This is a genomic window from Arenibacter flavimaris (assembly GCF_030291335.1).
Lineage (GTDB): Bacteria > Bacteroidota > Bacteroidia > Flavobacteriales > Flavobacteriaceae > Arenibacter.
Map to the genome: position 1 here is coordinate 1 of NZ_JASWIM010000033.1, position 13217 is coordinate 13217.

Genomic DNA, 13217 nt, shown 5'->3' on the forward strand with positions numbered 1-13217 from the left:
CCTGGACAACCTTCCCGAAAACATACAACAAATGGTGCTCCGGGCAAGAGCGGAAGGAAAAGATATTGAATTCACTACAGAATATGAAGATCAATAACTAGTGTAGTTGCTCGGATGGATACTTAATGTCGGGATATTTTTGACTTATTTTTTCCACCGTATTGGACCATGCCTTTACATTGGCATCCTCCAAATTACCTTTATTGGCGCCTACTGCCTTAATAAGACATCCGCCGAAAATGGCATTGTCCCAAGGAAAATAGCCTATAACATTATCTTTTGTATGTCCCTCCCCAAAATATGCCACATAAACTTTTTTGCTCCCAATATTTAAAGTAAGGCTATCGACAAAACCGTTTAAGGGCTTCGAGAATTCTTTGCCCCTATCCCCCAACAATTCCATCGTTTTTTTGGATGCGTATACTGGAATGTCGTGTTTATTGAAGATTTCCAACCCCCCTACGCAATCTCCGTGAAAATGCGTTGGAACCACTACTTTAATTTTACAATTGAGTTTTTCGGTGACATAGTTTACCAACTCCAACGAACATTCTTCATCCGTTGGGGTATCAAAAACAATGGCTTCATTTTCGTTTACAACCAACATTCCATTGCAGGCAACCCTTCCAAAATCATTAGTATTTAAAAATGAGACATGTTGGTAAATGTGATTGGACAGGCGCTGAACAATTAAATTATCTGTTTTATAAACTATCGAGCTGTCCGTTAATAAAACTTGACCTGTTTGGGCAACAACTTTCCGATCGGTCCAATTCTGTTTGTTTGGGACACCATTATACACAACCAACAATAAACTGCCAAATGCAAAAATGAATAATATATATTTGACCATAATGGAGATGATTAATGGTAATGGAATTGAGCAAATATAGGGCTTACAATGTTCTTATTTAAGCAGGAAATTTTCTATAATATTAAAGCCTGGAGGGAGAAACATAAGAACCAACTCCCTTAAAAAGGATAGTGGTGGCTATGGCAAACGTAAGTCTAAGGTAGTTTTGGCCAGGCTCCCCCCCGTCCCAAATACGAACAATAAGATCAACAAGCAATAAAACGGTTTTGGTGCATTTGTTTTATTGCTTTACCATAAACTAACCTTGAAATAAACCTAAAAATAGGCTGTCATCTAAAAGTCGTTATGATACCATTCATCTGTTGGAAAATGACCAATTAGTTTTTTGATTCCTTCCTTTGATATTGGCTTTACCAAATAACCCGACAATGTACTAATTTCTTTTGCCATGGCTATGTCATTGGGATTATTGGAAGATGTTAATAGGTAAATGTTAATATCCTTTTTAATTTCGGTTTGAAGTGACTTATATTCGTTAAGAAACTCCCATCCATCCATAAAAGGCATGTTTACATCCAAAAGGATAATATCCGGAAGATTGGTTGCAGTACCTAGATTGTGTTTCAGGAATTCGATTCCCTTTTCGCCATCGGAAAAAAACTGGATCTTAATATTTGGACTTATTTCCGAAATCGTATTTCTCATTATGAACTGAAAAATCTCATCGTCATCGATTAGAAAAAAACTTAGGTCATTCATAGCTGTCAAATATTATTTTGAAGGTGGTCCCCACACCCAATTTACTGGTAACTTCAATGTTGGCGTTCAACGATTCCAATTGTGTTTTCACCAGAAACAGACCCATACCTTTTCCAGATAATCCACGATGAAATCTTTTATATAATTTAAAAATATCACGGCCATAACGATCCAGATCCACCCCTACACCATTGTCTTCCACTACCAGAACCTTCCGATGGTTCTCCCATAAGGTACGGATAAAAATGACGGACTTATTGTTGGGATCCCTATATTTTATTGCATTGGAAATTAGATTCTGCATTATACTCTGCAAATAGATTTTTGAAAAAGTCAATTCTTTCCATGCACTAAAATCGGTCTTCACGTCTATGGTTTCTTTATCCAAAGTTTCTACATATAAATCCAAGGTGGCCTCAATCAGCGGTTCCAAGTCAATATTTTCCATATCAACCTGGTCATCATCGTTCAGAATCCTTACGTAGACCAGAAGGTCATCCACTAGGGTATTAATGGCATGGGTTATTTTTTGCAATTTGGGAAAATAACTCTTGGCCTCTTCATAATCCTTGGATTCATTTAACATGGACACCAAAGCAGAAACGCTTGTGGTAGGTGCCCTTAGATTATGGGCAACAATATTGTTATACTCCAAAAGTTGGGCATTGCGCAGTTCCAGTTTATTCTGCATGACCGCCAAGGTATTATTTTTATTTTCCAGCTCGGTAGTTTTGTCCTCCAATTCCTTGTTAATCATTTCAAGAGCCTGCATATACTTCTTTTTTGCAGTATCACTTTTTGCTTCAAGATATGACAAACAAAAAACAACCATTATAGCCAACATATTGATAAGGAGTATTGTAATGATCTCGCTTTTCAGCCTTGCATTTAAAATCTTGGAATCCAGATGTTTTATAAGCACCCATTTATTGTTGGTCTTAATGTCTGCTAATCTATTCTGAAACAAAGGAGTTTGGGCGAGTTCATTTTTAAAATCCAATTCGGTTTTTATCCACAGACCCCCATTCCTGTATAGGGATATAGATTCTTTACTACGCAATGAATCGGCCATGTCGGGATGTTCTTCATAAAACGTAACATTACGGCTATTGGGAATTAAATGGGCAAACTCATTTGTGCCATCCTTACTTACAAGGTAATTGCCAAAACGATCCAACAACAAAAAGGAATAAAGATTGTCCTTTTTCAACAAGTCCAAGAACCTTTCGGCACTAAAATTAATGACTACTATTCCCAACCGGGCTCCATGAGCATCGAATATAGGTGCCACCCCTCGAATCATTGGCTTATATGGCAATTCCAATACCCCGTTTTCCCGATTTAGATTTAATGGGGACAAATAAATTTGATTTTTTTTAAGGTTTGTTGTCTCTTTAAAATAATCCCTATTGGCTTTATCTTGAAGCGCTAAACTCTTTACTATTTTGCCATCGTCCTGCCTATTAAGTCTATATACCTCCTTTCCTGATAAGTTAATAAGTCTAAATTGATTATAACTGTCCATCCCAATGACAAAATCACCAATTTTCTTTTCTAAATGTGCATTCTGTTCTGGATCAAAATCGCTCGCAACAAAATTATATTTCTCCCAATAATAGAGACTGGCTATCATGGGTTTTAGAAGTTCAACGATCAGTTGCTTTGTATTGGAGAGTTCTTCTTGCTGTAAGGAAATCAACTTTTTATGCTCCTTTTTGTATAGCCAAAAAACCGCCAAAACACTTAATATAAGTATTGGAAGGTAATATTTGACAAATTTTAAAAGCAATCGTTTAAGCAAATTGAAATCTATTATATGGTTAAACCTAATGTTGGAATCCGAACACCGGCCAATGCATAACAAACTCATTTGGGGGGAAGCCTTAATGGTTCAATTTCCCATTAAATCGGAAAACAAATATAAGCAAAATTCAACCTTAAAATTCATTATTAATTTTAAATCATTTTAAGAATTTACCTTCCGAACCACTGTTAAAATAGACATGCAGAAATCCATTTCACAATACAACCACACATGCAACTTCGATTTAACAATTCCCTTGTTTCAACAATAATTGTACTCTTGTCACAAGAATATAAGCCAGGCCTCATAATTACCCATAAAAGTTAAAACTAATTTCATACTTTTAATAAGTACTGCATTATAAGGCTTCATTTTTGCCTTATGTATCCTATGGAGGCAAAACACATTTAACTATAAATATATACTCATGAAACCATTGAAAAAAGAAGACATTACACAAGAGGTTTTTGACCTTTATGATGACTACGCCCACAACAGGGTGAGCAGAAGGCTGTTCATGGATAAATTATCGACCTATGCAGTAGGTGGGCTTACAGTAGCTTCAATGCTTAGTTTTATTTCTCCTGATTACGTAAAGAAAATCCAGATAAAGCCTAATGATCCAAAACTAAAATCGGAGCACATCCATTACAATTCCCCCAAGGGTGGAGGTACTATAAAAGGCTTGCTTTCCAGACCGGCCAATGCCAAGGGAAAGCTACCAGGAATAATTGTGGTCCATGAAAACCGCGGATTAAATCCACATATCGAAGACGTTGGGCGTAGAGCCGGCCTTGCAGGGTTTATTTCCTTGGCCCCAGATGCCTTGACACCTCTGGGCGGTTATCCTGGCAATGACGATGAGGGCCGTGAACTACAAAGCAAGCGAAATCGCGATGAGATGTTGGAGGACTTTATAGCCGCCTTCGAACATTTGACATCCCACCCTGAGTGCTCCGGGAAGGTGGGGGTGGTCGGATTTTGTTTTGGAGGCTGGATATCCAATATGATGGCTGTAAAAGTGCCGAATCTGGGGGCCTCCGTTCCTTTTTACGGCGGACAACCCACAGAAGACATAGACAAAATTAACGCCCCCTTGATGCTCCATTTTGGCGAATTGGATACACGGGTCAATAAAGGGTGGCCCGCCTATGAAGAAGCCTTAAAGAAACATGGTAAGGAATATAAGGCCTATATATACCCTAAGGCCAATCACGGTTTCCACAATGATACCACCCCAAGGTACGACCGGGAAGCGGCCGAATTGGCCTGGGGACGGACCATCGATTTTTTTAGAAAAAAACTTCTGTAAGAGCCGAACTTAAAAAGGGTTCGAATAATCCTTACAACGCAAGCGTACTAAAAGATATCATGATGTACACCACTATGATCACCACCAGTACGGAGGCCATAATATCCCACATATTATAGCTGGCCTTGTTTTCATCCTTCTGTTTATCCGTTACCGAACCAAAAGTGAGACCGGACAACTGTGCTGCCGACGGGGCCGGATAAAACATACTCACGATAACCGCGATAGCCACACAGAGGGCAAAGAAATAAGCCGCAAATACCAACCAGTTAATGTCGGCCAGGTTAAAAAGAAAACTGCCCTCCGAAAAACTGGATTTCATAATTTCCAAGGTCAGTTTGGAAAACCCTATAATCAATCCACCTACCAAGGTAGCAATTGCCCCATTGGCATTTATTCGCTTATAAAAAATCCCCAGAAGAAACACCGCGGTGATCGGTGGGGAAATGTAGGCCTGTACATTCTGCAGGTATTCGTACAACCCATCGGACAACCTTGTAATTACAGGTATCCACAATAGGCCCAGACCTACCACAAAAAAGGTTGCCGTCCTACCGGTTTTCACCAACTCCTCCTCCGGCTTTTCCGGTTTTAGTTTCTTGTAAATATCCAAGGTAAACAAAGTGGAGCAGGAATTGAATACGGAAGCCAGTGAACTCATCAAGGCTGCCAATAGGCCTGCCGCCACCAACCCTCGGAGACCGGAAGGCAATAGGTTGCTCATTAATACCGGAAAAGCCTCATCCGGGCTGTCCCAGTCCAATTTCCCCTGCATTTTAAGCCCCAGGGCCACTACCCCTGGGATAAGGAAAAGAAAAACGGGCATCAGCTTTAAAAGTGCCCCAAAGATACTTCCCCTTCTACCCGCCTTAATACTTTTGGCAGTAAGCACCCTTTGCACAATTACTTGGTCTGTGCACCAATACCAGATTCCAACTATGGTACTGGTAAGAAATAATGGAAGCCATGGATAATCCGGATCCGAATTGGGCCGCCACATATTAAAATAATCCACTCCAATGGTTTCCTTTAACTCTCCCCAGCCTCCTACCGCTTCAAGTCCCATAAAGCTAAGGATTCCTGCCCCGAGTACCAATACAATGGCCTGTATGGTCTCTGTATAGACTACCGCCCGCATTCCACCCAAAACCGTATACAATCCGGTAAGAGCCACCGTAGCCACAGCCCCGATCCAAAAGGGAATTCCCAAAAGGGCAGATACCACTACCCCGCCAGCATAAATGGTTACGGATACCTTTGTAAGGATATAGGCAATTAAGGACACTATGGAAAGTACCCAACGGGAACGAGCGTCAAACCTCTTTTCCAAAAATTCGGGCATTGTAAATACCCCGCTTCTCGCATAAAATGGCAAAAACACCCAACCCAACATTAAAACGATCCAGGCATGGAGCTCATAAATCAATAATGGCATTTTATCCCCGGCCCCATTGCCTGCCAATCCCACCACATGCTCCGATCCAATATTGGAAGCAAATATGGAGGCACCTACCATAAACCAGCCAATGTTCCGTCCTGCCAAAAAATAGTCTTCTGTATTTTTCTGCTTTTGTTTTATTACCCACCAGGCAACACCAAGCAGTATCACAAAATAAGCAGTGATCACAACCCAATCCAGTACGTCCAGTCCCTTCATTATAATTTAATTTGGTTTCGTTGATTTATGTTATTAGCAATTTCTGTAGATAGATTTGGAAGGACAATATCCTAAGTCAGCTTCATAAACCGATGGGCAGGGAACCCCTTGTGACCACTATTCCTAACCACAAATAAAGACCCCGCCAAGGGTTGCTTTTCCAGCTCCACCTTACTAAGCCCCTTCCTTGCCGAAGTAATGTACAAATCTTCCATGGAATCACCCCCAAAAGAACAGGAGGTAACCTGGGAAACCGGCATACTAATGGACAACATTTTTTTTCCTGTTACAGGGTCATAACGGGCCACCTGCCATCCTCCCCAATGTGCAACCCATAACATTCCCTCATGGTCTATGGTCATGCCATCGGGGAAGCCGTCTTCCTCGGCAATCGCAATGGCTGTTCTTTTATTGGCCAATTTCCCACTTTCCTTATCGTAATCATAGCCCACTACTTGGCGGGTCGGGGAATCTATAAAATACATTGTTTTATGATCCAGACTCCAAGCCAGACCATTGGACACACCAATATTAATTTCCTTTTTTTTAACATTTAATGAAGTATCCAAAAAGTACAGGCTTCCGGAGGATTTATCTTCTGCAATGGGCATAGTACCAGCCCAAAAGCGACCGTATGGGTCACATTTGCCATCGTTAAACCTATTTTCCGGTAAATGTTCCTCTGGATTGGCAATCATATCAACTTTACCGGTTTCGCGATTCACAAAGCCAAAACCATTTTTCATGGCGGCAATATAGTTCCCATCGTTACATATGGCCATGGCTCCGATCATTTGACTTACCTGAATGGTATTTAGTTCTTCGGATACTACTGACCATTCATGGATATGACCCTTTAGGATGTCTACCCAACAGATTAACTTTCTGGTTGGATCCCACAGCGGGCCCTCCCCTAATTCACATATTTTATCACATACAACTTCTGGACTCATAATTAGAAATGTCATTTATTTCTTGACCAATTAAGGTCATATTAAATTTAAATCGGTTAAACATCTGGAAACCGCTATTTCTTGTAAGGAGACGGACTGACCGCGGTCCAACCTCCATCGATCACCAAACTCTGACCCGTAATGTGCTTGGCATTATCGGAAACCATAAACAACACGGCCTGGGCTATGTCATTAACAGTAGCCGGACTACCCATTGGAGTGATCTTCTGCCAAGTTCCAAAATAGTCCTTATCACTCATTGTCCTTTCGGTCAAGGTAGCACCGGGCGCCACGGTATTGACGTTTATTTTATAGGGCGATAGCTCTATGACCAAATTCTTGGCCAGCATTTCCAGTGCGGCCTTGCTCATACCATAGGCCGCCAAGTTTTCATGTGCCTGATGCCCTGTTACCGAAGACATAAAAAGAATTGACCCTCCAAAGCCTTGCTTTTTCATTAATTTGGCTGCCGCCTGGGCCAGAAAAAAACTCCCTCCCAAATTCACTTTCATAACCTCAAAAAAAGATTCCGGAGTATAGCTAAGGAATTCCCCAAATAGGGTAATGCCTGCGTTTGCCACCACCACATCCAGTTTCCCGAATTCTGTCACTGCCGTATCTACCATTTTATCTATTAGCTGCATATCACTGGAATCACCTGCAAGACCAATACAATTTCCTTCATTACCATCCAAGTTGGCCACCGCTTCCTTTGTTAAAGCGGCGTCCAAATCGTTTAAAATAACATTGGCCCCGTTGGCCACCAATTGTTTGCAAATCTCCAAGCCTATACCCTGTCCAGCTCCTGTAACAATAGCAACTTTATCTTTAAAATCCATGATTAATCAATAGTATTTATGGGAATCCCTAGGGACCTCACCTCCCGATTTCCCTTGTAAAAAATCCATATCCGCGTCCAATTGTACCTCATATAAATTTACATAGCCCCTATCCATAATTGGGGACGGTATTGCTCTTTTTTTCTTGCCATCGTTTTCATGGTCTACTGTATTTATATTCAAATAAATTGGCGCTGTCAACAAACAACCACAACACTAAATCCCGTTTGGGTTTTCAAAAAAATCTACAAAACTGTAGTTGCTCCCCCTATGATATTCTGGTGGAATACGTTTTTATAAATACTCATTTTATTGTGAACATTTCACTCAATACTTATTTGCAGGCTTCAATATCGTGAACTTTTCTGAAATAAATAGACCGTTTTTTAAGGAATTTATATAATTGCTTAGGTAGATATGGTTAAAATATTACATCCGACAAATGAAAAAGGGTTGGACAATATAGTAGTCCAACCCTTTCATATTTTTTTGTGCCTTTACAATGAATTACTTTTTCATTTAAGTCTGCTCAATTAATCGCTACTCCCTCTGGTGCTCCCGCTGTTTTAATTTCCAATTTCAGGCTTGCCTCCTCTTTGGCAGAAAACGTACAGTGGACCTTTATCTTATGATCCCCGCTACTGACATTCAGTTTTCCCGGGTCCATAGGGATTCCTTTTATTCTGTTCCATGATTTATCATAGAGTACTACCTCGTTGCCGCCATCGTATTTAAGATTCTCCCCCTTATTAATGGATATGTCCAATTCAACTGTTTTGAAATCATCGATCTCAATGGTTATTTGGGAAACGGTACTGTTCTTTGTGGTCAAAATAAACTGCAAAGGCTGTGGAGCAAATTCATTCTTGTACTGGAACACCGACCACACTGGCTCTCCTGGCTGTCTTATTTTTAACTCGTGCTCAAAACGTTGGACATCATAGGGAATTAAATTCCAACTATTTTCGGTCAATTTCACCAAGGAAAATTCATCCTTAATATTTTCCATTCTCTTTTTTTGTGCTACAGAAAAGGCTCCTCCCAACCTTGCTTTTTCCCATTCTTTGATCTTTTCCAAAATTTCATCACCAAATCCATTCTTGTCCACCAAATCCACAGAGGTAACCAAGGCGTAGCCTGCATCAAAAGCGGCGCTTCTGGCCAGCATCCATTCTATATCCTCCAAACTGGTGTTGTCCCGCATACTAAACCAACCGAGCATACACGGAATGAAATTTCTTCTAAAATAATCCTGGTTCAGGAGTCTATAGGAGGTCTGACTCTCCCTGAATCCGGCATACCAAGGCTCACCCCAATTCATACGGGTAAACATATGCCAAAAATAATGTCCCGGCCTACTGGCATCCATTATGTAATTGTTCTTTACCTCTGCCTCCAGATTATTGTACCAGGCATCAACGAACAACAATTCCCCATAGGCACCCATTCCTGTGGAATAATTCCCCTCCAAACCATCAAAGGATATTTGTTTTAGACCAGTCTGATTATAGAGATCTGCAATTCTTGTGGACATTTCAATACCCAGTTCCATATTGGTCAAAAAGGTCTTATAGGCGTGGTCTGCCAATTTCGAAATTTTATCGGCTTTTTTATGACTACTGGCCCGTGTGCCAAATGCTCCTCTCTGACAATCCAATAAAACCCAAGGAGCAGTTTCCGAAACACTTTCGTACCTAATTATCTCTTCTCCAATTACCACCGCATGAAGGCTATTGTTGCTCATTTGGTTAAAAAAGGTAGGGTCCTTGATTTCAATGTTTTTTTCCTCTTCATCTATATTGTTAACAAGAACGCTAGATCCTACCTTGGCCAGTCTTTCATCTGGAATAGGGCTTACATAGGGGTCATTGCTGGTTATGAAATTTGAAAGAGTGTGGGCCCCCAATTTAATCCCCGCCTGCTTTGCCTTATCAACACATTCCTTCATGCTTTCCCAATTATCCGGGAATGCCTTTTCATGCAGATCGAAGTGCCCCCAATTTAAGAATGGGCCCGAATGATACAGATATTGTAAGCCGGCCTTTTTGGTCAATGCAATTGCATCATCAATTGTAGCGGTGCTAAAATCCTGAATTAAATAAGCAGAAGTGGCGGAAACGGCACGTTTGCTCCATACCCCATCTATGGTAGGATGCGGTAATCCCTCTTCCAACTCTATGACCTCCAAAGTATTCAAAACTTCTTCAGGTTCGCAACCAAATAAGGCTATTTTGGACCCTACAATTCCTTCATCCTTGAATGCCGGAGCCACGTAATGATCGTGCTCCATTGCCTTTATCACCCTTTCCTTGTCCCTATTTCTGGTATAGGCCTGTAAAGAGCTCCCGTACTCCTTTGGCAGCGCTGTATGGCCCCTATAAAGAATATTCAAGGAGTCTGAAATATCCACCAAACTTGTGGTTCCAAAAATATCAAAGGAGGGTGTTGAATCGTCCTCCATGGAAGGATAACCTCCCAGTGTTCTTTTGTTCAGGGCTTGAATACCAATTGCAAAATCCGTGTTGCGAACCACTCCTACGGTTTCTCCAACAGTTTCCTTAATGTTGGTCTCAAAAGGGCCCCACAGAACCAATTCAATCTCCTTCTCCTTGGTTATTGAGGTGAGCTCCAAAGTAAGATATCGTTCCTTTTTTATGACATTGACCGTAGCTTCTACCCCGTTTTTAGGATAGCTTAACAAAATAGTTTCCTCATCTTCCTTTATTTCAAAGGATGCTGGATATTCCAATTCACCATTGACCCTGATGGCCAATATGGATTTGGGATCTGTATTGGTATAAGCATATTGGATATTATTTTTAGAATCTTTCAGATCCGTAATTTTTCCCTCCGAATCAAATCCAATAGTTAGATTTCCTGCTTGATAAACATGATTGGCATGTTTATTACATCCAAAGATTAGCACCAACAAACAGAAGGTTACAATTTTTAAAGCTTTATTTTTCATGTGGTAATTATATGGTTTTACAATGATGTTCTTAAGCATTTCCATTTAGTCTTATCTAAAATCCAAAATCTTTACTTCTCCTGACTTTAGAAGTATTTCTACCTCCGATCCATTTAGGTATTCCTTTTGAACAAATTCCGTGGCATTTTCCAATGGGGAAGAAACAACGTATTTATTTTTCCCTTCCATTAGCCCCAACCTTCGATCGAGTTTTACTATATAGGTTTGGGGCAGATTGGTCATTATTGGAACAACTTAAGATTAAAAAGGGTATTAAAAGTATACCTCCTCTATAATTGAACAAAATTGAATGAATACTTTTATTATAAAGTAAGCTGATATACTGTTTTACTAAACTGATGCTCATTTGGTTCATTTTTTATTGAAAACTTAATATCCGTTCAGACATAATCTATTTGGCCGTCCTTCTATATCCACTACTAAATGGGATTGACAGGATTATGACCTCTATTTTTATTTTATTTTCCACATTTCTGTTTTCTATCTTCATTTTTAATCGCTACCCAATTATCGCCTATTCCACGAAAAGTTAAAACAAGTATAAGGGAAGTATCCCCACGAATCGACCTATATACTTACATAGGACAATTTCAGATTGTAATAACGTCCCAATTATCATTGGGACCTATAATTTTTAAAGCGGCCCAAGTTGCCTTTGGTGACAAATATCATATTCTACCTCAGTTAACCACCTGAATTTTGCCTAAATAAATCAACCAAAGCAATTATGACACTAAAGAAACCCCTTAAAATTCTTCTGTTCATCATTTTATCCTCACAATTACAGGCACAGTTGACCATAGATACAGAATTACGTCCAAGGTTCGAATATAGACATGGTTTTAAAACCCTATTCCCGGATAATGAAGACCCAGCCGCCTTTATTTCACAACGGACCAGACTAAATACCAACTACGAAACAGACAGGCTGTCCTTCTACTTAAGTCTGCAGGATGTACGTATCTGGGGAGATGTTCCCCAACTTAACAGCTCGGATAAAAATGGGATTGGCATACATCAAGCTTGGGGTAAAATTCAGTTGGACCCCCATTTCCTGCTAAAAGTGGGTCGGCAGGAAATTATGTTTGATGACCAGCGAATTTTTGGTAATGTAGGTTGGGCCCAGCAGGCCAGAAGTCATGATGCGGTCCGCTTGGAATATAGTAATTCCAATTTAAAAATTGATCTAGGATTTGCATTTAACCAAAACGGGGAGAACTTAACAGGAACTACCTTGACCACGCCTGGAACTTATAAAAGCATACAATATTTGTGGGCACATAACGAATGGAACAAATTCTCCGCAAGCTTTCTTTTCTTAAACAATGGTTTGCAATTTATTGATGACACCAATCCCAACAACAACGAAACCAGGTATAGCCAAACCCTTGGAACCCATTTAAATTATAAGGCTAAAGATTTGAAATTAAACTCAAATCTTTATTATCAATTTGGAAAGGATATTGCCTACAATGACATAAGCGCATATCTTTTATCCCTGGAGGGTAACTTTGCAGTTACTCCCAAAACCATATTGGGACTTGGAATGGAATTACAGAGCGGCAACGACAACGGATTGGCTTCCAACCAAGAGAACAAAGCTTTTTCTCCACTTTATGGTACCAATCATAAGTTTAACGGACTCATGGATTATTTTTATGTTGGCAACCACACGAACAACGTAGGACTATTGGATATTTATGCCAATGCCGTGGTAACCCTCAATGAAAAATCCAATATAAACCTTACCATCCACAACTTCTCGGCTGCAGCACAAATAAGTCCAAACAGCGAAAAACAACTGGGAACTGAACTGGATATTGTTTACGGCTATAGACTCCAAAAAGAAATTGGTGTCAGTGCTGGATATTCGCATCTTCTTGCCTCCCAAGGTATGGAAACTGTAAAAAGTAACGCCGACCGGAATACCAATAATTGGGGGTGGATAATGTTGACCGTAAACCCCATTTTGTTTTCAAATAAGGATTGATCCTAAAAATAATGTAACTCAAAAGGAAGATGGCAATTCAAAATTAGCCTAATTTACAGTTAAATAGAAAATATGACAGTTGTCATGTTTTTGCAAGCGT

11 protein-coding genes are annotated in these 13217 nt (G+C 40.1%); 2 read left to right on the forward strand and 9 right to left on the reverse strand.

Going from position 1 to position 13217, the window contains the following annotated elements:
- Positions 1–97: 97 nt before the first annotated feature.
- From bla to QSE00_RS19935, 3 genes are all read right to left on the reverse strand, one after another.
- A complete protein-coding gene (bla, locus tag QSE00_RS19925) occupies positions 98–853 on the reverse strand; it encodes a subclass B1 metallo-beta-lactamase (protein WP_286107226.1) in 756 nt (251 codons plus the stop codon).
- A 294-nt stretch (positions 854–1147) separates the two neighbouring features.
- Entirely contained in the window at positions 1148–1573 is a 426-nt protein-coding gene (locus tag QSE00_RS19930) for a response regulator (protein ID WP_110355013.1), read from the reverse strand.
- Positions 1566–3311: a sensor histidine kinase gene (locus tag QSE00_RS19935; protein WP_286107227.1), complete on the reverse strand. Its 1746-nt coding sequence runs from the start codon at positions 3309–3311 to the stop codon at positions 1566–1568. The genes QSE00_RS19930 and QSE00_RS19935 overlap by 8 nt, the downstream gene beginning before the upstream one ends.
- A gap of 493 nt (positions 3312–3804) precedes the next feature.
- On the opposite strand from QSE00_RS19935, the gene QSE00_RS19940 reads away from it, so the two are divergent.
- Positions 3805–4689, forward strand: coding sequence for a dienelactone hydrolase family protein (locus tag QSE00_RS19940; RefSeq protein ID WP_286107228.1), 885 nt, complete (start codon positions 3805–3807; stop codon positions 4687–4689).
- Positions 4690–4720: 31 nt separating this feature from the next.
- On the opposite strand, the gene QSE00_RS19945 is transcribed toward QSE00_RS19940, so the two are convergent.
- The 6 genes from QSE00_RS19945 to QSE00_RS19970 form a co-directional block, all read right to left on the reverse strand.
- On the reverse strand, positions 4721–6346 hold the full coding sequence (locus QSE00_RS19945; RefSeq protein ID WP_286107229.1) for a sodium:solute symporter: 1626 nt from the start codon (positions 6344–6346) through the stop codon (positions 4721–4723).
- 71 nt (positions 6347–6417) lie between these two features.
- Positions 6418–7314: an SMP-30/gluconolactonase/LRE family protein gene (locus QSE00_RS19950; protein ID WP_286107230.1), complete on the reverse strand. Its 897-nt coding sequence runs from the start codon at positions 7312–7314 to the stop codon at positions 6418–6420.
- 59 nt (positions 7315–7373) lie between these two features.
- A complete protein-coding gene (locus tag QSE00_RS19955; protein WP_286107231.1) occupies positions 7374–8138 on the reverse strand; it encodes an SDR family NAD(P)-dependent oxidoreductase in 765 nt (254 codons plus the stop codon).
- Between the two features lie 6 nt (positions 8139–8144).
- The gene (locus QSE00_RS19960) at positions 8145–8321 is read right to left on the reverse strand and encodes a hypothetical protein (protein ID WP_286107232.1); all 177 of its coding nucleotides are present in this window, start codon (positions 8319–8321) and stop codon (positions 8145–8147) included.
- A 346-nt stretch (positions 8322–8667) separates the two neighbouring features.
- Positions 8668–11106: a hypothetical protein gene (locus QSE00_RS19965; protein ID WP_286107233.1), complete on the reverse strand. Its 2439-nt coding sequence runs from the start codon at positions 11104–11106 to the stop codon at positions 8668–8670.
- A gap of 51 nt (positions 11107–11157) precedes the next feature.
- Complete coding sequence (locus tag QSE00_RS19970) at positions 11158–11349, reverse strand: hypothetical protein (protein ID WP_286107235.1); 192 nt, start codon at positions 11347–11349, stop codon at positions 11158–11160.
- 505 nt (positions 11350–11854) lie between these two features.
- On the opposite strand from QSE00_RS19970, the gene QSE00_RS19975 reads away from it, so the two are divergent.
- Entirely contained in the window at positions 11855–13117 is a 1263-nt protein-coding gene (locus QSE00_RS19975; RefSeq protein WP_286107236.1) for an alginate export family protein, read from the forward strand.
- Positions 13118–13217: the final 100 nt, after the last annotated feature.